This window comes from Candidatus Accumulibacter necessarius (assembly GCF_036625085.1).
In genome coordinates this window covers 160,572-179,751 of record NZ_JAZKUM010000002.1, presented here as the reverse complement: position 1 = coordinate 179,751, position 19,180 = coordinate 160,572, and the positions used below count along the sequence as shown (strand labels likewise).

The following is a 19,180-nucleotide window of genomic DNA, read 5'->3' as shown; positions in this document are numbered from 1 at the left end:
GGCCGTGTGCGGCGCCGTGAAGCAGGCCAAGGTGTCGGTGCTGCTGATCCCCGGCCTGGGCACCATGCGCGAACTGCAGTCGGCCTACGACTGCGGCGCGCGCAGCGTGCACGTGGCCACCCACTGCACCGAGGCCGACACCTCGCCGCAGCACATCGCCTTTGCCCGCAAGCTGGGCATGGACACCACCGGCTTCCTGATGATGGCCCACCTGAACACGCCGGAAGGGCTGGCCCAGCAGGGCAAGCTGATGGAGTCCTACGGCGCGCAGACGGTGTACATCACCGACTCGGCCGGCTACATGCTGCCCGGCGACGTCAAGGCCCGGTCAGCGCGCCTGCGCGACGTGCTCAAGCCGGAAACCGAGATCGGCTTCCACGGCCACCACAACCTGGGCATGGGCATTGCCAACTCCATCGCCGCCATCGAAGCCGGGGCCAGCCGCATCGACGCCTCGGTGGGCGGGCTGGGCGCCGGGGCCGGCAACACGCCGCTGGAAGTCCTTTGCCGCCGTCTGCGAGCGCATGGGCATCGAAACCGGGGTGGACCTGTTCAAGCTGATGGACGTGGCCGAAGACGTGATTTTGCCGATGATGGACCACGTCGTGCGCGTCGACCGCTCGACTCGCTGACCCTGGGTTTTGCCGGCGTGTATTCCACCTTCCTGCTGCATGCCAAGCGGGCGGCCCAGCGCTTCGGCGTGCCGGCCCGCGACATCCTGGTCGAGCTCGGCCGCAAGAAGATGATCGGCGGCCAGGAAGACATGATCATCGACACCGCCATGACCATGGCCAAGGAACGCGGCCTGCTCAAGGATGCCGCGACCGGAGCCGCATCATGATCCCCTACGCGGATCGTGATGCTGCGCCATCCTGGTCGGCGCCACCGGCGCTTTCGGCACGGCGATCACCCGGCGACTGCTCGATGCGGGGCTGGGCGTGGTGGCCGTCGCCCGCTCGGCCGACAGCCTGCAGGCGCTGACTGCGCAGAACCCCGGCGTGCGTGCCTGCGCGGCCGACATCGGCGTCGACTCGGCCATCGAGCGATTGCCGCCGCCATCGACCGCCAGTGCGCATGGTCGTGCATGGCCCGGGGGTGGCGGTGGCCGGCGGCATCCTGACGGCGCCCACCGAGTCGATGGTCGATGCGGTCAACATCAAGGTCGGCGGTTTGCTGCGTCTGGTGCGGGCGGCCGACGGCCGGCTGGCGGCCGGCTCGCGCATCGTCGCCATCGGCGGCCACTACGGCTGGAGCCGACCGCCTATGCGGCCGCAGCCGGCGTTGCCAATGCCGCGATGGTGAATGTGTGCGCCAGCTCAGCCTGGCCTACGGCCCGCGCGGCGTCACCGCCCACACCATCGCCCCGGCCCGGCCGACACCGAGCGCCTGCGTCGTGTCGCCGCCACCGTGCGCCGAACAGCGCAACTGCAGCACTGAAGAGGTGCTGGACGAGATGCGCGCCGAATCCTCGCTCGGCATTCTCACCACGCCGGCAGGTCGCCTGGGCGGTGACCCTGCTGCTCGCCCCGGAAGCTGACGCGATGACCGGCTCCAGCCTGATGCTCGACGCCGGCCGCCGTCGCGGCCTGCCCTAAACCACGGAGAAAAACATGCCCGTCGCCAACCTGCACGTCCTCGCCGGACATCCGCGCGAAAACCTGAAGCAGTGGATACGCGAAACTTCCAGCGCCCTGTCGGATATCCTCGCCGCCCCGAAGGACCGCCTCGAAGTCTGGGTCACCGAAATCGATCCCGACCTGTGGGGCATTTCGGGCGAGCCTGCCAGCGAAGTCCTGGCACATACCCCGCGGCGCGAGGCGGAAATGCCGTTCATCAAAATGATCCTGATGGAAGGCCGCAGCGTCGAGCAGTTTCACCAGATCATCGTTCAACTGAACGAAATCACCGCCCGCCTGATGGATGTCGATCCGGAACGAATCCGCATCCACATCGAGCAGACTCACCCCGACCGCTGGGGCATTGGCGGCGTACCGGCCCGGATTCGCCGTGCCGCCGAACTAGCGAAGCCACCAGCGTAGCCAGCGGGTCAGGCGCGGCATGATCAGGTAGGACATCGCCACCGCGACCAGCGCCGTGAACACCGCCGTCCGCAGCAAGGGCGGCAGGAACTGCAGTTGCGGCAAAAGAAAGGTGGTCAGCAAGGCAACCGTCGGGAAGATGCCCAGCCAGCTGACCACCGTCATGCGCCAGCGGGCCGGCAGCTTGGCGGCAGGCGTGGTCGGCGGGGGAAACCAGACCTCCAGGCCATTCAGCAGCCGATATTCAGGCTCGCCTTCGGCCACAGCGTCGAGTTTTTCCAGCCAGCCGAGGCGCTGCAGCGAATTGTTCCAGTGTTCGAAATCGGCTTCGCTCTCGAATCGCTGGTTGATCTGGTATTCGCCACCGGGCGCCTCCGGCGGAATCAACGCCGCTGACAAATAGCCGGGAAAGCGCTTGGCGTCTTCGAACATTGAATCGCCCCGGGTTCCGTGGAGGCCGGTTGGTTTAAGTCAGGCCACGATGGCGGCCTGATCGGCGAGTTACCTGTAGTAGTTTGCCTCAGCTTCTGCGGGCGGGATATAGCCAATTGGTTCAAGTAGCCTGTGGTGGTTAAACCACGACACCCATTCCAGGGTTGCCAGCTCCACGGATTCTCTGGTTTACCAGGGTGCCCGCCGGTGGATCATCTCGGCCTTGTACAAGCCGTTAATCGTCTCAGCCAAGGCGTTGTCGTAGCTGTCGCCCTTGCTGCCGACTGATGGCTCAATCCCAGCTTCGGCCAGTCGCTCGCTGTAGCGGATCGAGACGTACTGCGAGCCTCTGTCCGAGTGGTGGATCAAGGCTTCCTCGGGGCTTGGCTGGCGGGCGTACAACGCCTGTTCCAGCGCATCGAGCACGAAGTCCGTATGCATGGGACTGCTGACACGCCACCCCACGATACGTCGGGCAAAAACGTCGATAACGAAGGCAACGTACAGCCAGCCTTGCCAGGTCGAGACATAGGTGAAGTCCGAGACCCACAACTGATTGGGACGCTCGGCCCTGAACTGCCGATTGACCCGATCCAGCGGGCAAGCCGCTTTGCTGTCGCTGATCGTGGTGCGCACCACCTTGCCACGCATGACACCGCGCAGTCCCTGGCGCCGCATGAGTCGCTCGACCGTACAACGGGCTAACTAGCACGACGCCTTCGCGGTTCAGTTGCCGCCAGACCTTGTCAGCACCATAGACTTGCAGGTTGGCCTGCCAGACGCGTTCGATCTCGGGAATCAACGTTTCGTCGCGCTGCACTCTCTGGCTACGCTGTTCAGGATGGTGCCGCTGGGCGACATGACGCCGGTAGCCCGGCGGGGCAATCTGCAATTGCCTGCAGATCGGCTCGGCCCGAAGGCATCGCGATGCTGGTCGACAAAAAACCTTAAGGCTTGAATCGGTGGTCGAGCTCCGCCTGTGCGAAAAACGCGCTGGCAAGCTTGAGTATCTCGTTGGCTTTGCGCAGCTCTTTGACCTCGCGCTCCAGTTCCTTGACGCGCTTCCGGTCTGCAGTGGTCGGTCCTTCACGCTGGCCACTATCTCGTTCGTGCTGACGTACCCAGGTCATCAGCGTCTGCGCCGTACAGCCAATCTTGGCGGCAATGGATTCAACAGCTGACCACAGCGTTGGGTGATCGGCACGGCATTCGGTCACCATGCGCACTGCGCGCTCACGAAATTCGGGGGAGAACTTGACTGACTTCTTCATGGCTCTATCTTCTCAAGAGTTAGAGCCTCCACCAAATCCGGGGCGATTCATATCACGTTTCCTTGGGAGCCTTGGACGCCGCCGCATTGATCTGGCGTTTGATTTTTGGAAGCATCATCATCAACTTGTCTCGCTTCGGACTTGAAGCCGCCAGATCGAACATATTTGAGAAAACTGCCTTAGCGCGAGGCACTTACCCGCCAGATCACATTACCCACATCGTCAGCCACCAGTAACGCGCCTTGCTTGTCGATCACAACACCGACCGGCCGACCGGAGGCCTTGCCATCCTCGGTGAGAAATCCGGTCAGCACATCCACCGGCGAATCAGCTGCCGGCTGACCATGACTGAAAGGGACAAAGATCACCTTGTAGCCACTATGCGGCTGGCGGTTCCATGAGCCATGCTGGCCGATGAACATGCCGTTTGCGAAGGGTGGAGGTAAAGTCGAGCCAACCGAAGCGACCAGTCCAAGCGATGCCGTGTGCGGCCCCAGAGCAAAATCCGGAGAAATTGCGTTCGCCACCAGGTCGGGTCGCGGTGGCGTCACCCGCTCGTCGACGTGCTGTCCGTAATAGCTGTACGGCCAGCCGTAAAAAGCGCCATCTTTGACCGAGGTCAGGTAATCCGGCACCAGATCGCTGCCCAGTTCGTCACGTTCGTTGACGACGGTCCACAGCATTCCGGTCTCGGGCTGCCAGGCCAAACCGTTCGGGTTGCGTAGCCCGGAGGCAAAAATCCGGTGCTTGCCACTTGCGATGTCGACTTCCCAGATCGCGGCGCGCTCTGCTTCAACCGCCATGCCACGTTCGGCGACATTGCTGTTTGAGCCGACCGTGACGTATAGCCTGCGGCCATCGGGGCTGGCAATCAGGTTCTTGGTCCAGTGGTGATTGATCGTGCCGGCGGGAAGATCAATCAGCTTGGTGCCCGCGCTGTTGATGCGTGTTTCGCCTGATGTGTAAGGGAAACGCATGACCGCATCGGAATTGGCGACATAGAGATAGTTGTCGACCAGCGCCATGCCAAACGGTGAATTCAGTCCATCAAGAAGAATTGAGCGCAAATCGACAATGCCATCCCCGTCGCTGTCACGCAGTAGCGTGATGCGATTGGCACTGGGAACCCCCGCACCGGCTCGCTTCATGACCAGTCCCATCACCCAGCCCTTGATTCCCGGTGCGTCATCGGGCTTGGGCGGGGCGTTGGTCTCAGCCACCAGTACGTCACCATTGGGCAGCACATACAGCCAGCGCGGATGATCCAGGTGATCGGCAAACAGGGCAACACGGGTGCCAGGTGCCGCGATGGGGGCGGTGCCAGGTGCCCAGCCTTGAGCGGGCGCGATATTGACGGTTGGCATCAATGTCCGCTGCGGCGGAGGCAGTGTCGGCTGAGTGCCCGTGCCAGCGGAAACCGGCAACGTCGCCACCTCACCACAAGCGGCAATCATCAGCAGCCCAATCAAGAGTGAAATCGAGTTTGGGTGCATTGATTCAACTATTTGGGTCGCGGCCGTGACAAAACCGGCTGTACCGCTTGCAGGCGTCCGGCGCGCAATTCAACCACCGCCTTGGCCACTGCTCGCGCCACATTGCGCGTCTCTTCCTGCATCGCTGCGTCGTTGTCCAGGGTTTCGTGACTGGTCGCATACGGCTCGTAGTAACCGATGTAGCGTTCCAGTCGTGATGGCGTCCCGGCATCAATGAAACCCATCCAGTCAAGCCAGTCCGAAAGGGCGCGGCGAGCATCCTCAACGCCGGCAACATCGCCATGTACGATCAGACCGTAGGCGCGTCCGGCCAGATGCTTTGGATAGTCCCAGCCGGCCATTTCAAGTTCTTTCGCCTTGCTCGCTATCTTGCCGGAAGTCGAGGTCGGATCGGGATTGCCACCATCGGCGCAGACCAACCGGTCGATCATCAGCTTTAACGGACTGGGGCTCTGATACCAATATACCGGCGTAACAATGATCACCGCGTGGGCGGCAGTCCATCGTTGATAGATTTCTGCCATCCAGTCATTGGTCTGGTTGAGCGTATGGTTCGGATAGCAACTGCACGGCCAGTGGCAAAGGGGCATCGCTGTCGAGACACAGCCTTTGCATGGGTGGATATTGCGACCGTATTCGGAGGTCAAGTGGCTAAGATCCAGCACATCAACCTGGATTTCTGCCTGCTCCAGAACTTCACGCGCCAGTTCCAGCAACCTGAAGGATTTGGAAATTTCACCCGGACAGGTGCCGTCATTTCGGGCCGAGCCGCAAATCAGTAATACTCGGGATGGGCTGCCGTGATCTGACCACTGGCGCTGGGCCTGATCAATAGACTCTTTCGCGGCGAGCCACTCAACTGACAAATCAAATTCTGGATCGACATAGCCCGGCCCCGCCTTCCGGGTAATCGGCGACTTGCGGCCAACCAGGTAAATTTCCCAGGCAATTTCCTCGAGGCGGGCAATCGATTGATCTTCATTGCGAAAAGCAGGATCAAGCCAGGCTTCACGAAAGCGCGCACTGAACGCTACCCGCCCGAGACGAGCCGGGGCCTGGCCTTTACGAACGTCAGTCACACAGGAACTTGACTGACGACATCCTGGAACTCACCTACCGCATCCCCGACAATTTCGCGCGCGATGGCCGTCTGTTCCGCGCTCCGGGTGTCGGCAACCAAAACAACCTGACCATTGGCGATGGCGTCATGGACGAGATCAGCCAGCCAGCCGTCCTTGTGCTCGACGCCTGTATTGGCACCGGCCGCGGCACCCACAAAGGCACCGAGACTGGCTCCCCAGCCAAGCATGACCAGCGGCGCGACCAACGGACTGGCGACAAACAGCGTGACGCTGCCAGCCACCAGCGCAAGCTGCGCCAGGGCGCCAATGCCGGCGCCGACTGCCGTGCCAATAGCGCCATCCACCAGCACCTTGTTCAGCACTTCATTACTTTCGCCCTTGGGCTCGGCGACCACCGGCCCTGAATCGGCATCGAAAAGTTGCAGTTGATCGCGCGGAATGCCTCGCTGTACCAGCCGGGTGACAGCACCCTCTGCTTCCTCGCGATGTGCAAAAAATCCGGAAACGTGATGACGGTATTCGTCCATGGTTTTCTCCTTGGGGTAAATCCGCAAAAACGGATTAATTCGGAGAATATTTGCCGTTGACCATGCCGTCTGTGCGTCAGGACACCAACTTGCCCCAACCGAGTTGCCGGCCCTTTCGCCTTCTGTGTGCTCGCGCACTGTGTTGTCACCTTCGTTGCGGGCAGTATGAAGCCATGAATCTGATCAAAACGGCTCGCCATGAGTCGATTGTCTTGATGACTGCGCAAGATGCCAGCCCGGCCATCCCACGGCATGTCTGCTCAAACCGTGAACAAGTTTCCACTTTAGGAGTCCAGCCATGATTGAAAGATGTTTCATGTCTTTGCCTGCGCCAGCATATGTCGCCCCCGAACCATGAAAATCCTAGTCACGGAGCTTTCTTTCATCGATCGGCAAACGATCGAAGACCACTTCATGGCGCTGGCGCGCCCCGACCGAAGGCTGCGCTTCGGTGGCACTCTCAATGATTCTGCTGTCCGACGTTACGTAGCGAACATCGACTTTGATTGCGACGCCGTATTCGGCGTTCTCGACGATGAATTGCGGCTCATCGCGGCTGCGCACCTGGCACGAGATAGTGGGAATGCTGAAATCGGCGTCTCCGTATTGCTCGATCATCGAGAGCAGGGAATTGGCGATTCCCTTCTGCGGCGCGGCCATTTGCGTGCCCGCAGTTGGGGGGTAAGCAACCTATTCCTGCATTGCCTCGCGGAAAACAGTTCGATGCTGCATCTGGCAAGAAAGAACGGCATGGACATTACGACCACCAGTGGTGAAGCCGACGCCTACTTGACCTTGGCACCACTCAGTTCACAAGTTGGCTCTCTACAGAGAGTACAAATCTGATCAATCGCCGGGTCGTCCGCTAATTGGTGCGCTGGCGTACCGACCAGCGGAAGCGACCTGCCTAATCTCTCAAAACCAGTTGCCGGAACGCGTTTTCGGCACTGTCCCCTCAACCAATTTCACGCACAGGAGCACACCATGAACAAGGATCAAGCCAAGGGTCGTATCGAAGAAGCCAAAGGCAAAGTCAAGGAAGTCGCCGGCAAGGTCGTCGGTAACGACAAGCTGGAAGTGGAAGGAAAGATTCAAAAATCCGGTGGCCAAGCCCAGGCCGCCTACGGCGATCTGAAAGAAGACGTCAAGGATGCCAGCAAGGGCAAATGAGTAGTCGACACGTTGGCCGAACCTTCTGCCAAAGTCTTTTCCATCCAACCCACCAACCGAATTCAGGAGCATCAAATGAACGATATGATCAAACCCGAAGTAATCAGTGCCGTCCGTCGTGGCTCAAGAGTCCTCAGCGCCAGTTCGCTCAGCAGTGACGATGTGTACAACCCGAAAGGCGAAAAGCTGGGCAGCATCAAGGAACTCATGCTGGACATCGAAAGCGGCAACATTTGCTACGCCGTGCTGTCCTTCGGCGGCTTCCTCAGTCTCGGCGAAAAGCTGTTTGCCGTGCCATGGAGTGCGCTGACCGTCGATACTGAAAACAAGCGCATAGTCATGGATGCCGACGAAGAGCGCCTGAAGAATGCGCCGGGCTTCGATACCGACAATTGGCCCAACATGGCCGATGCCACTTGGGAAAAGAGCGTCCACGGCTTTTACGGCACGACGTACTTAGGCTGATCGCCTGCTTGAACCTGATGCGGCCAGCTTTGGCCGCATCAGTCAATAAGCGTCAGACCGAGAGCTAGGCGCTTGGAACTCAGGGGAAACAGCCAATCGGCATGGCCCCGTCCTGACCAGGCACGATGCTGCGGTCAACCTGAGAAAACGGCCAAAATTTAGCTATTGCAGCCCGAGTCGAGGGCACGCGTGGCTGTAACGACCAAAGAAATGCCTGATCATCTTTAGGCAAAGCCAGAGTTACTGCCCGCTTCTGATCATCTGCGCATAGCGGCCGGCTACACCTATAACGCTGGTTATTGGTGGGCGAACACTCCAGACCGGCTACTTATACCTTAGGGATCCTTATCCGGCTGATCATTAACGAGCCCGAGAGCGCAAACATCAGTACCAGTGGATGAAACCTGAAACCAGCCAGCGTAAATTCGCCAAACCAGATTGTGCTACCAACAGCCCCTGTGGTTGTTGCCCAAAACAGAATTCCTACAATCAGGAGTGAGGTGGGAATTGGCGTACCTTCAAAATATTTCACTTTGTCGCCACCCTCTGAGAGTTCCTGGGCAGTCACGTTGTAGCGAGCCAAACGTGAGACTCCGCACGCAACAAAATAGGCGAGGACAATACGGTCAAACAGGCCATTCATTCCCAAGGCGTAGCCAATCACCGCCGGAGTCACGCCAAAGGAGATGATGTCGGCAAGAGAGTCAAGCTCCTGTCCCATCGGCGAAGTCATTTGGCGCCATCGGGCGACGCGGCCATCCAGAACATCAAAAATCAGCGCCGCAACGAGCAGGCTGCATGCGAAATACACGTGCTTGACATGGCCTGTCTGAAGGAACGTCATGATCGAAAACAACGCGCCAATGCCACAGACCGCATTCCCAAGCGTAAGCCAGTCGGCAAGATGGAACTCGCGAATCATCGAAAAAGCTTTGCGTTTTTCAAGTGTTGTCATAGTGGCCAATTATTGTGAGAAGTTCGGGGTGTCTCTATCAATGCACTGCACGATGCGCCCTCGATTGTTCAGGCTCAGTGTGCAGCCACACAGTCCGACCCAATGACCAGCGTTATCGTTGGATTAAGAACTGTTGTTTGCAAGAAGCCAAGACCAGAGTGATCAATGAATTCGAACTTGGCAAGTCTTCTTGCCGTGACCAGTTTGGCAACGAGTAATGTCACTGTATCTGAAGTTACCTTCTAGGGGCATGACAGCTTCGCCGAGCAATCGTTTTCCACTGGAAGATAAATTGGCAACTTCTAACATAATGGATTCAAACACCGTGCATCAGGACCGCGGTTCGCGTGGGCGCGACAGCTATTTACGGTAGGGGAAATTCTGGGCATGCCCTTTATCACCCGGTCACCGACGAAGATCGCGCAGTGCACTGCGCGATCTTAGACATTGCCTACAAGCTCCTTCCGAAGTGATGGCTGCAAATTCCCTTTCGGAACAGGCTCCCGCAAAAGCAACTTAAATTGAAGTGGCACAAATGATCTTGAGTCGAACCCCTTGACGCCACCGAGCGGTAACGCCATATCCTTATACACAACTCACCCCGGAGCCGCCTGGCGGATGAACTGGAGACCGACGACGCAGTCCATGACGCGCTGCAAGCCGATCCAGATGGTTTTGACGCCCGGCTCGCCGTCGCCTTTGCGCGCCAGGAAGCCGCCGAGCATGGCCACCAATCGCAGGACCTGATTGAGAGTGGGCCGGTCAGCCGGAGGCTTCTTCTTGTTGAGGAGATAGGCGGCATGCCATTCATCTTGGTCGAAGAACAAGTCGGCGGGCAAGTCAGGACAGGTCCGGCCGAATCGCATCAGAAAAGCAATTCGCCAGGAGACGATCAGGTACAGCGCGATGGCGCGCTGCAGGCCGTCGATCGTCCGCAATTGCAAGGACTCGATCCGGCAGCCGTTCTTGAGGATGTGGAAGAGGATCTCGATCTCCCAACGCGCACGATACCAGTCAATCAGTTCCGCCACCTCGGCGAGCGTCTCGGCGGTGCGATTGGTCAGCAGGCGCCACTCAACTGGGCTGCTGCCGGCAGGGGGATCGATCTCCTTGGCCACCACACAGGTGGCTCGGATCGTCTTGTTCTTGCCATGCGGAAGATCGACGACACGCGCCCAAAGCTGTTGGCGCACCACGCGAGCTTTCTGGCCATGTCTCGCCGGCAAGGTGAAAGAGATTCCGCCGAGTTCCTCACCAGACGTCACCGTTTGCCACAGCTTCTGACCGTCGGGCAGCGCTCGATCGTGCTGGGCACGCAGCAGCCAATCGGCCGGGGTCTCCAATTCGCCGGCACGGGCCATCAGTTCGATCATGTCGGACTCGCGGTCGGCCACGTAGACCAGCCGGGTGTCCGGCAACTCCACCGCCAGTTCGGCCACCCGCTCATAGCCCTCGACCCAGCGCGTGCTCTCTTTGATCCCCGGGCGTTGCCCGTTGGCGTCTTTCGGCTCACGCGCCCACATCCACGCATCCAGAACCCCCAAGGGCTCGCGATCTGTGCTGACGGCGTACGTCGGATGCACGTACAGACCGCGCTGAGCTTCATAGCTCAAGGGGCCCAAGCCGTCGATGCTTTGCCCGTTGAAGTCCAGTTCGGTCGTGTCCTGCAACATCAACACGACCTTATGGCAGGCGATCCGCGTCCGCGAGCACGACCAATGAGGTCTCAGGATGCCCTCCCACGTGACCTCATCATTGTCCAGGAAGCGGTAGGCCGCGATCGTCTCCGACCAGCCAGAGCACGCCGACGGGATACTCGCCGTCGGTCTGGCAGACAGCGTGTCCAACAACGCGATCGCTCGCTTGTCCAGTCTTCGGTCCCCCAGATCAATTCCCTGCAGCTCCTCAGCAGCCCATCCCATCCTGCCACCTTCTCAAACAAATCGGCAGCTTACAGCGAGTTCCTCAAGTTGTGTATAAGGGTATGCGGTAACGCTGGTGATACGCGGGTCAGATTGACCAATCTGCGCGTCACCGATTGATCAAGGCCAAGCCCCCCAGATATACACATGGACTGGCCGCTTGGTTTACAAATGGTGGACAGTGAAAATCGCACACAATGGTCAATCTGACCCGCTCAGCAACAAATTAAGCCTTATTGAACAAAATGCGATAGATGATTTGGACACAGCGTGGGCACAAATTGGGCACAGCGTGGGCACAAAAATTTTCTAGGCCAAAAACAAAAAAGGACCAACGCCGCTAAGCTGTTGATCCTTCGTTGCATTTCTTGGTTGCGGGGGCAGGATGGTTATGAGAAATACACAATTTAAAGACTGCAATAGGATTTAAATTTGTAAAAACGCGCTAAATTGGCGCCATTGAAGGCAATTGCGGTCGTTACCATTCTCAGAGCAATTCCCAAACTAGCCCACTTACGGAGGAGCAAACCCGATAAGCCGAGCACAATTGATCGTCAGGCACCCGGGCAATTCTTGACCTTCGGTCAAGGCGCGCACCAGATAACCTATCAAATCCCAAGGCTCTCAGTAGCACCAATAAGACGAAACCAGTTTGAAGACAGGTCGCCTCAAAAGGGCTGGTAAAAAATCCGGCAGACTGGGAAATGGGAGTTGCGCACTGGAGCGTGTGTCGTTTTGCGCAAAATACCTAGCTGGCACAAATCACAAGCCCCGCCCCGATTCGACTCGCTGAAACTTGACACATTGCGACCGGTCTATACACTGGTCCATACCAATCAAAAGGAGCAGATCGTGAACATTGAAGTTGGATCATACGAGGCAAAAACGAAGTTACCAGAGTTGCTGCGTGGCATTCAGGCCGGCAATCGCTACACCATCACCTTGCGTGGCGAAGCCGTGGCCGAACTTGTGCCGGCGGAAGACAACAAGCATTCCGACTGCATGGCAGCCGTCGATGAAATGCTGTCCTTTATGCAGGCCCGCAAGCCATTGGAAGGCGTTGATCTCAAGGAACTCATCAACGAGGGCCGGGCATGAGTTTTGTGCTGGATGCTTCTGTGGCGCTACTCTGGTTAGTCCCCGAAACCAATCCGGCGGGTGTAGATTTTGCTGGTGTGGCGCTGAAGGCACTAAAGGATTCGCAGGCCATCGTCCCATCGCTGTTTGCACTGGAAGTAGCCAATGTGATCGCCAAAGTTGAGTCCAAGGGCATCGTGACCGAGGCCGACTCGCAACGCTTCATTACCCTCCTTGGAAGGCTCAATATCGTAACCGATCAGGCGACCGCAGTTCACGCCCTGGGGGATACATTGAACCTTTCCCGGCGCTACAAGCTATCTGCCTACGACGCTGCCTATCTGGAAATGGCACTGCGTACCGGACTACCGCTGGCAACGCTTGATACTAATCTGGCGAAGGCCGCCAAAACTGCGGGCGTCGCGATCTTCGGCACGCACTGATACACCGTTTCCTGGCGGCTGTATTTCCAGGTCAACCGAGCACTGATCGATTACTCCAACCTGGCGAAGATCGCCGAGGGGAATGCTCCAGAAAATCTGGGATTTCCGACCGCTGATAGCAGACACTCATTTCTATATACAGCAACGTGAGTCTTGCGGAACCAACTCAACCAGCCAACCCTGTACCAGAAGGTACCTGGGGGATTGCTGATGCCTGGTTTGCAGTACATGGCCTGACCGCCGAATTCAGGCATCTGGTTAACGCCACGCAAACCTCTCTCTTTTTCGGCGGCCTCGGAAATATCCTCGACGAAATCCGGCGCCCTGAATCGCTAGCGCTACTGCATGCCTGGAGTGATGCATCACCAGCCGCAGCCGCACTGTCACGCCTGGGAATCGCAGTCAACGAGCACGCCGATTTCCCCTCCAATTTCACCGCTTATTCCGATACGCGCAGCGCACGCGCTCATCTCGGCAATTCATTACGGCGCTGTTACCTCCTCGCGCTATTCATCACGCGCTATCCCGAAGGAAGCCGAGAAAACGCTTGGCTCGCACGCTTGCGCCTCTGGCTGATCACACATGCATTTGAACGTGCGCTCAATGAGAAACCTATTCTCGACGCCCACCACCGCCGAGTGGCCGAGGCTTTGCGAATTTGCTGCGAAGATCTGTCCCGAGGAATCTCCAGCCAGTGGCTTCCGATATTTATGGGGATCCTTTCCTGTAGCAGCGACTGGTCGACGCTGAACACCGAAATACGTGGCCATGCCAACTCTTACCGCGAGAACAAGACATTTCCGGACAGCAACCAAGACTTGCTGAGGGCCATCGTATCCGTCACTACTGGCGAGCATCTTCTGATTTCCGGCGCTTCCGAGCCATCGCTCTGGGTAATACCCCCACAATCTGGAAGCGCCGATGGCGACCAACCCTTGGCGTTTGTCGATGAGGATGAACATACCGATCTACCGACTAGCACTGTTATCGTTGGTAACGATGACGTAGGCGACGTCGTCGGCTTTGAAACACCGGCTAATCTTTCCCTGACTCAGGAAAGGCAACTGGAGAAAAGCGTCCTCTTGTTCAGCAGCGAGGAGCAACAATATCTTCCCTGGTCGCTTTCCCGCCCCAATCCAAATCAATCCGCAGAACTTAAAGCCTGGCTGCGGAATGTCTACAACACCACCGATGTTTCGCTTCGACTGAGCCGCGCACTGATCTGGACTGCTGCCACCTTGGGCCGATCCATAGCCCGAGCGTCGGCCATCGAGATAGGCACAGAAAGCACTGCGGAATGGCGCCTGCACCCGGATGGCTATTTTCATCGCCGTCCGCCAGCACGTTATTCAGGCTGGAGTCCAAAATTCGAGCCAGAAAATCGCTGGGTACATCCCAGCCTTTCTCACTTGGTGGTTCAGCCACCAACCGATATTGCCCAAACATTCGTCGAAGCGTTGTCCTGCCAGCCAGACTCACACTCACTGATCGCACTATGGGCAACCACAGGAAATCAGAAGAAACCGCAGCAGGCCTGCGCTTCTATGCTTGCCGAAATCTCCCCTGGCCTGACGCCGGGAATGCTGGCCGGGATGCTGCCACTCGAGAGCTATTTCGCCCAGCGCAACCATAATTTTGCCCGGCTTATCGCCAGCCATCCCGCCTCAGGACTTCCTGGTGCTTGCGGATATGGCTATTGGGATGCAGAAGAATGCCTGGGCGTCTTTTCTGGCATTGGCGGATCCGTGCCAGTTGCGCTCGCGGAAACGGATTTGCGCGCTCGTGCCGCCGGCAGCCGCCTGTGCCCGATTGAGACGCTCGTCGTCGAAACCCTGGCGAAAGCAGCGCAGAAGGTAGACCGTCTGCGCGAGCGTGATGACCCAATTCAATTCCATAACGCTTTTGTCGCCTTTACCGTCGTCATGCTCCTGGCAGCAACCGGTGGCCGCCCGATTCGTGACCCATTCGAATCGCTGCGATATTTTGATTTCAGAGAAGCGGTTGTTTACATCGAGGACAAGGTAATCGATGGCCTCCATCAAGGACGCCTTGCGCCGCTTCCAGAGGCCGTTTGCGAATTCCTTCAGCAGCGCTACCTTTCCCACCTCGCCAGGCTCGCAGAAGCACTTCAGCAGGGCGCCCCCGATTTGGCCAATGAAATTGCATTGCTCGCGACAATGCCTACGGGGCGACTTCCGCTTTTCTTCTTTCTGGGCGAAAACGGAAATGGCTTTCAGTGGCGATCGGTCAGTGAATCGGAAATCGCCGGACTTGGCGTGTTCGATTGGCCGCTCCCGCTAAACCTCTTTCGCCATCGCTTATCGAGGGAATTACGGGTTCGCGGACTCGACCCGGAAATCATTGACGCCATTCTGGGGCATGCCGAGACAGGCAGCCTGACGCATAGCGACTATGTGGACTCCGTACTTGGGAAGAAGATATACACATGGACTGGCAGCTTGGATACAAATCGTGGTCAGTGAAAATCGCACACGATGGTCAATCTGACCCGCGCAGCAACACGCAGACAGCAGAAAGTGAATATTGCGCATGGACAAGAACGACCCCGTATTTCTGGAGTTTTGCGGTTACTGGCAGTTGTCAGAGGAAATGATTGCTAAGGCGAGCAAGGATGATCTTGCAGAGGTTGCCAGAATCCTGGCGATGCAGGCGGCACACATGACCAGGAAATATGGCGCTCAGGAGTTGCCTGACCTCGCCCATCTACTTTCTGCAACCACTCTGGATAACGAGAGTATTGCCCTGCTCCGAGATGGCACCGAAGCTTTTGTGGGGGTTCTTGCGACGGTCTCGGGAGCTATGCTGGGTGAAATTGACTCGCCGATGCATTAAACATGTCATTGAGGCCTCGTCGTCAACGGGGCTTGATCAATACTGACTTGCCTTATTATCGATAGGAAAAGATATATTGCTGCGTGCTTATGTGCTCGCAACAGAGGAACCAAATTGAAAATCGCCCTCTTTTCTGATCTGCACCTTAATCAAGGCGCTTGGGAACCACCTGCCACGGTCAAAGAAGCGGACGTGGTCATCCTGGCTGGCGACATTGCCTCGAAGACCGCAGGATTGACGTGGGCGGCCGCCGCATTGGCTGGCAAGCCAGTGATCTACATCTGTGGCAACCACGAACTCTACGACAGCGACCTGACACTACTGGCGGAAATGCGCAAACCCGAGTGGGAAAGTGCGGGTATTCACTTTCTTGAAAATCGGGCCATTGAGATCCAAGGTGTCCGGTTTCTGGGCTGCACTCTCTGGAGTGGTTTCGATTTATACGGTGTCGACCTTGGCGTCAAAGCCATGCTCCGGGCCAAGCAGTTGATCAACGACTATTACAAGATCAAGAAACGCCCGGGCGGTAAACCGCTGGACCCTTCAGACACACTCGAGATGCACCAAGCTTCGGTAGGCTGGCTGGATACCGAACTCACCAAACCATTTCCTGGCAAGACCGCAGTCGTCACGCACTTCGCTCCGCATCGAGGCTGCATTCCACCGCAATTCGAAGGCAGCGATTTGTCACCCTATTTCGTGACGGATCTCTCGTACCTGATGCAAAAGCATCGCGTTGATCTATGGTGCTACGGGCACACCCATGCCAGCTACGACTTTAATGCCGAAAATGAATGTCGGATCGTATCGAATCAGCGTGGCTACCCCAAGGAACAGGGTGTGGGCTTTCGACCAGAATTGCTTATTGAAGTCTGAGTCGGCGTGCGGGTCAATAGGCAGGGCACACAAAATATAGAACCTGTCTTGTCATTACCGGGATTCTCGTCAGGTTTCTAGGCAGATTTAATGGCGTCACCCAGTCCGATGTCCGTTAAGACAACGTTATGAAAACCGAATTAGTACCCAGCCTGTGTATCTACAGCACTTTGTAACCTGATTCTGGGGCAATGCGCACAACTCGGCCATTGCCGACATTCAACTTGCCGAGTAACTAAGTCAGCAATAGGACGTTTAGCCGCCTCTCGAAAAGGTAGCGTCCCGAACGGAAGCTTTCCGATCTTGCGAACGCGTACATCTGACCCTGAACAGTTCAACTCCATCCCTTCGGCCGGAAGGCCAAGGAGCGATTCACCAGGATTGACCGCGGCTATCAGGTCCAGAGATACTCCCGCAGGTGCCGATGATTTTTCTCTCCCTCAAGCTGCCATGAATGAATCGCAGCCTGGCGACCCAATCCCGGAGGCGGGCCGCATCGCGCCTCGACAGGGTGCGGCCGACCAGGCCGGCTGGCTCAAATGGCTGCCGGGACTGCAGACACTGCGTCACTACGAGCTTGCCTGGCTGCGCCATGACGTCGCCGCGGGTCTGGTGCTGACCACGATGCTGGTGCCGGTTGGCATTGCCTATGCCGTGGCCTCGGGCGTGCCGGGCATCTATGGTCTCTACGCCACGATCATCCCGCTGCTCGCCTATGCGCTGTTCGGCCCGAGCCGCATTCTCGTTCTCGGGCCTGATTCTTCGCTGGCTACATTGATCCTTGCCGTCGTCCTGCCGCTGTCCGGTGGCGACCCGCTACGCGCCATCGCTCTGGCCAGCATGATGGCGGTGGTGTCGGGCGTGTTGTGCATCTTGGCTGGCGTCGCCCGTCTCGGCTTTGTCACAGAACTGCTCTCGAAACCGATCCGTTACGGCTACATGAACGGCATTGCGCTGACGGTCTTGATCAGCCAGCTACCCAAACTGTTCGGTTTCTCGATCGACGCCGAGGATCCGCTCAACAAGGTCTGGCAGTTCGCCCAGGCGCTGCTGGCCGGCAAGACCAACTCGACCGCCTTGATGGTCGGCGGCGGCACGCTGGCACTGATCATGCTGCTCAACCGCAGCAAGCACTTGCCGGGGATACTGATCGCCGTGATCGGAGCGACCGTCCTCGTCGCGATGCTCGGCCTCGACAGCTATGGCGTTTCAGTGCTGGGTTCGCTGCCCCAGGGTCTGCCGGCCTTTGCCATTCCATGGATCACGCTCGCCGATGTCGTTCCTGTCCTCATGGGTGGCTTTGCCGTCGCTATCGTTTCTTTCGCCGACACCAGCGTGCTCTCACGTACCTATGCCGACAAGACCGGCGCCTATGTGGATCCCAACCAGGAGATGGTGGGGCTGGGAGCCGCCAACCTTGCGGCCGGATTCTTTCAGGGCTTTCCGATCAGCAGCAGTTCGTCGCGCACCCCGGTAGCCGAAGCCGCCGGCGCCAGGACGCAGTTGACCAGCGTCGTCGGCGCCGTTGCTGTCGCCCTGCTCCTGTTGTTGGCGCCCAACCTGCTCCAGTACCTGCCAAACACTGCACTGGCCGCCGTGGTGATCGCTGCAGCCATCGGACTAATCGAGATCGCCGATCTGCGGCGCATTTACCGCATTCAGCGCTGGGAGTTCTGGTTGTCGATCGGCTGCTGCATCGGCGTGGTTGTGCTGGGCGCCATTCCCGGCATTGGCCTGGCGATCCTGCTGGCGGTAATCGAGTTCCTCTGGGATGGCTGGCGTCCGGACTCAGCCGTACTGGGTCGCGTCAAGGGCATCAATGGCTACCACGACACCTCGCGCTACCCCGACGCCCGCCTTATTCCGGGACTGGTCCTGTTCCGCTGGGCGGCACCCCTGTTTTTCGCCAATGCAGAGTGGTTCCACGAGCGCGCCCTCGACGCCGTGGCGGCCTCGCCAACGCCGGTGCGCTGGCTGGTGATCACAGCGGAACCGGTGACCAGCGTGGATGTCACCGCTGCGGACATCGTCGCCAAGCTCGATGAGACCTTGCGGGCTGCCGGCATCAAGTTGTGCTTCGCCGAGATGAAGGATCCCGTCCAGGATAAGCTGAAGCGCTTTGGGCTCTTTTCACGGCTTGGTGCGGAGGTCTTCTTTCCGACCATCGGCGAAGCCGTGAATACTTATCTCAGGACCTATCCTGATGTCGCAGTGGAGTGGAAGAAGAGCGACAGCAGACCTGGATAAACGGAACCCGGTCATGGTCATTTTTCTCCGCAGACCCACCATTCGCGACCAGCCAAAAAAAGGGGGCGACAAATCCGAGCGGCTGCTTACTGAAAAGGGCTACTCACCCTATCGACCCCAAGCGGTCGATCAGCTTTCTCCAAACCGGCCAGTCAGCCAAGTCCAGGTTCTGAGAACTGAAATACTCCGAAGCAGCCATTGACGATTTCACCCTCCTGGCCATGCACGGACGCAAAAAACATCTGCCCAAACCAGTCATTGGGGCGGGGTAGGTGTAAGCTCAGTTCGTATCTTGAGGTGCCACTTTTGGCGTTTATACTGGTGTGCG

The 19,180-nt window shown here is 58.2% G+C and carries 17 protein-coding genes, 2 pseudogenes and 1 other annotated feature; of the genes and pseudogenes, 12 read left to right on the top strand and 7 right to left on the bottom strand.

What is annotated here, in order from left to right; genetic code table 11:
* Window positions 1-16 precede the first annotated feature (16 nt).
* The 3 genes and pseudogenes from dmpG (at window position 17) to V5B44_RS05055 (ending at window position 2,039) form a co-directional block, all read left to right on the top strand.
* Window positions 17-841 (top strand): 4-hydroxy-2-oxovalerate aldolase, encoded by an 825-nt coding sequence (gene dmpG / locus V5B44_RS05070; RefSeq protein WP_332358026.1) that lies wholly within the window; start codon window positions 17-19, stop codon window positions 839-841.
* Between the two features lie 28 nt (window positions 842-869).
* Window positions 870-1,595 (top strand): annotated as a pseudogene (locus V5B44_RS26565) (SDR family NAD(P)-dependent oxidoreductase).
* A 15-nt stretch (window positions 1,596-1,610) separates the two neighbouring features.
* Complete coding sequence (locus V5B44_RS05055; RefSeq protein WP_332358023.1) at window positions 1,611-2,039, top strand: tautomerase family protein; 429 nt, start codon at window positions 1,611-1,613, stop codon at window positions 2,037-2,039.
* Here the strand turns inward: V5B44_RS05055 and V5B44_RS05050 are convergent.
* The 5 genes and pseudogenes from V5B44_RS05050 to V5B44_RS05030 form a co-directional block, all read right to left on the bottom strand.
* Entirely contained in the window at window positions 2,019-2,471 is a 453-nt protein-coding gene (locus tag V5B44_RS05050; RefSeq protein WP_332358022.1) for an antibiotic biosynthesis monooxygenase, read from the bottom strand. The genes V5B44_RS05055 and V5B44_RS05050 overlap by 21 nt on opposite strands.
* Window positions 2,472-2,540: 69 nt before the next feature.
* Window positions 2,541-3,742, bottom strand: a pseudogene (locus V5B44_RS05045) (IS3 family transposase).
* Window positions 3,349-3,464, bottom strand: a sequence feature (AL1L pseudoknot). It overlaps the preceding pseudogene by 116 nt.
* A 179-nt stretch (window positions 3,743-3,921) precedes the next feature.
* The gene (locus tag V5B44_RS05040; RefSeq protein WP_332358021.1) at window positions 3,922-5,235 is read right to left on the bottom strand and encodes a PQQ-dependent sugar dehydrogenase; all 1,314 of its coding nucleotides are present in this window, start codon (window positions 5,233-5,235) and stop codon (window positions 3,922-3,924) included.
* An 8-nt stretch (window positions 5,236-5,243) separates the two neighbouring features.
* Window positions 5,244-6,314: a flavodoxin family protein gene (locus V5B44_RS05035; RefSeq protein WP_332358020.1), complete on the bottom strand. Its 1,071-nt coding sequence runs from the start codon at window positions 6,312-6,314 to the stop codon at window positions 5,244-5,246.
* Entirely contained in the window at window positions 6,311-6,844 is a 534-nt protein-coding gene (locus V5B44_RS05030; protein ID WP_332358019.1) for a hypothetical protein, read from the bottom strand. Before V5B44_RS05030 ends, V5B44_RS05035 begins: the two co-directional genes overlap by 4 nt.
* Window positions 6,845-7,198: 354 nt before the next feature.
* On the opposite strand from V5B44_RS05030, the gene V5B44_RS05025 reads away from it, so the two are divergent.
* The 3 genes from V5B44_RS05025 (at window position 7,199) to V5B44_RS05015 (ending at window position 8,479) form a co-directional block, all read left to right on the top strand.
* Window positions 7,199-7,690 (top strand): GNAT family N-acetyltransferase, encoded by a 492-nt coding sequence (locus V5B44_RS05025; protein ID WP_332358018.1) that lies wholly within the window; start codon window positions 7,199-7,201, stop codon window positions 7,688-7,690.
* 138 nt (window positions 7,691-7,828) lie between these two features.
* A complete protein-coding gene (locus V5B44_RS05020) occupies window positions 7,829-8,014 on the top strand; it encodes a CsbD family protein (RefSeq protein ID WP_332358017.1) in 186 nt (61 codons plus the stop codon).
* A 75-nt stretch (window positions 8,015-8,089) separates the two neighbouring features.
* The gene (locus tag V5B44_RS05015) at window positions 8,090-8,479 is read left to right on the top strand and encodes a PRC-barrel domain-containing protein (protein WP_332358016.1); all 390 of its coding nucleotides are present in this window, start codon (window positions 8,090-8,092) and stop codon (window positions 8,477-8,479) included.
* 328 nt (window positions 8,480-8,807) lie between these two features.
* Here the strand turns inward: V5B44_RS05015 and pssA are convergent, their stop codons facing one another.
* Both pssA and V5B44_RS05005 read right to left on the bottom strand, forming a co-directional pair.
* On the bottom strand, window positions 8,808-9,434 hold the full coding sequence (pssA, locus tag V5B44_RS05010) for a CDP-diacylglycerol--serine O-phosphatidyltransferase (RefSeq protein ID WP_332358015.1): 627 nt from the start codon (window positions 9,432-9,434) through the stop codon (window positions 8,808-8,810).
* 596 nt (window positions 9,435-10,030) lie between these two features.
* On the bottom strand, window positions 10,031-11,356 hold the full coding sequence (locus tag V5B44_RS05005) for an IS4 family transposase (RefSeq protein ID WP_332358014.1): 1,326 nt from the start codon (window positions 11,354-11,356) through the stop codon (window positions 10,031-10,033).
* Between the two features lie 852 nt (window positions 11,357-12,208).
* On the opposite strand from V5B44_RS05005, the gene V5B44_RS05000 reads away from it, so the two are divergent.
* From V5B44_RS05000 to V5B44_RS04975, 6 genes are all read left to right on the top strand, one after another.
* Window positions 12,209-12,454, top strand: a complete 246-nt coding sequence (locus V5B44_RS05000; RefSeq protein ID WP_332358013.1) for a type II toxin-antitoxin system Phd/YefM family antitoxin — start codon at window positions 12,209-12,211, stop codon at window positions 12,452-12,454.
* The gene (locus V5B44_RS04995; protein ID WP_332358012.1) at window positions 12,451-12,876 is read left to right on the top strand and encodes a type II toxin-antitoxin system VapC family toxin; all 426 of its coding nucleotides are present in this window, start codon (window positions 12,451-12,453) and stop codon (window positions 12,874-12,876) included. The genes V5B44_RS05000 and V5B44_RS04995 overlap by 4 nt, the downstream gene beginning before the upstream one ends.
* 146 nt (window positions 12,877-13,022) lie before the next feature.
* On the top strand, window positions 13,023-15,359 hold the full coding sequence (locus V5B44_RS04990; RefSeq protein ID WP_332358011.1) for a hypothetical protein: 2,337 nt from the start codon (window positions 13,023-13,025) through the stop codon (window positions 15,357-15,359).
* A gap of 67 nt (window positions 15,360-15,426) precedes the next feature.
* Window positions 15,427-15,729 carry a hypothetical protein gene (locus tag V5B44_RS04985; RefSeq protein ID WP_332358010.1) on the top strand — a complete coding sequence of 101 codons (303 nt, stop codon included), beginning with the start codon at window positions 15,427-15,429 and terminating at the stop codon, window positions 15,727-15,729.
* 114 nt (window positions 15,730-15,843) lie between these two features.
* A complete protein-coding gene (locus tag V5B44_RS04980) occupies window positions 15,844-16,605 on the top strand; it encodes a metallophosphoesterase (RefSeq protein ID WP_332358009.1) in 762 nt (253 codons plus the stop codon).
* Window positions 16,606-17,055: 450 nt separating this feature from the next.
* Complete coding sequence (locus V5B44_RS04975; RefSeq protein WP_332358008.1) at window positions 17,056-18,852, top strand: SulP family inorganic anion transporter; 1,797 nt, start codon at window positions 17,056-17,058, stop codon at window positions 18,850-18,852.
* Window positions 18,853-19,180: the final 328 nt, after the last annotated feature.

What these genes read in the sequence shown, in the direction of transcription:
- V5B44_RS05055 (WP_332358023.1), top strand. Translation starts at nt 1,611, where the DNA reads ATGCCCGTCGCCAACCTGCACGTCCTCGCCGGACATCCGCGCGAAAAC.
- V5B44_RS05050 (WP_332358022.1), bottom strand. Translation starts at nt 2,471, where the DNA reads ATGTTCGAAGACGCCAAGCGCTTTCCCGGCTATTTGTCAGCGGCGTTG.
- V5B44_RS05040 (WP_332358021.1), bottom strand. Translation starts at nt 5,235, where the DNA reads ATGCACCCAAACTCGATTTCACTCTTGATTGGGCTGCTGATGATTGCC.
- V5B44_RS05030 (WP_332358019.1), bottom strand. Translation starts at nt 6,844, where the DNA reads ATGGACGAATACCGTCATCACGTTTCCGGATTTTTTGCACATCGCGAG.
- V5B44_RS05025 (WP_332358018.1), top strand. Translation starts at nt 7,199, where the DNA reads ATGAAAATCCTAGTCACGGAGCTTTCTTTCATCGATCGGCAAACGATC.
- V5B44_RS05020 (WP_332358017.1), top strand. Translation starts at nt 7,829, where the DNA reads ATGAACAAGGATCAAGCCAAGGGTCGTATCGAAGAAGCCAAAGGCAAA.
- V5B44_RS05015 (WP_332358016.1), top strand. Translation starts at nt 8,090, where the DNA reads ATGAACGATATGATCAAACCCGAAGTAATCAGTGCCGTCCGTCGTGGC.
- pssA (WP_332358015.1), bottom strand. Translation starts at nt 9,434, where the DNA reads ATGACAACACTTGAAAAACGCAAAGCTTTTTCGATGATTCGCGAGTTC.
- V5B44_RS05005 (WP_332358014.1), bottom strand. Translation starts at nt 11,356, where the DNA reads ATGGGATGGGCTGCTGAGGAGCTGCAGGGAATTGATCTGGGGGACCGA.
- V5B44_RS04995 (WP_332358012.1), top strand. Translation starts at nt 12,451, where the DNA reads ATGAGTTTTGTGCTGGATGCTTCTGTGGCGCTACTCTGGTTAGTCCCC.
- V5B44_RS04985 (WP_332358010.1), top strand. Translation starts at nt 15,427, where the DNA reads ATGGACAAGAACGACCCCGTATTTCTGGAGTTTTGCGGTTACTGGCAG.
- V5B44_RS04975 (WP_332358008.1), top strand. Translation starts at nt 17,056, where the DNA reads ATGAATGAATCGCAGCCTGGCGACCCAATCCCGGAGGCGGGCCGCATC.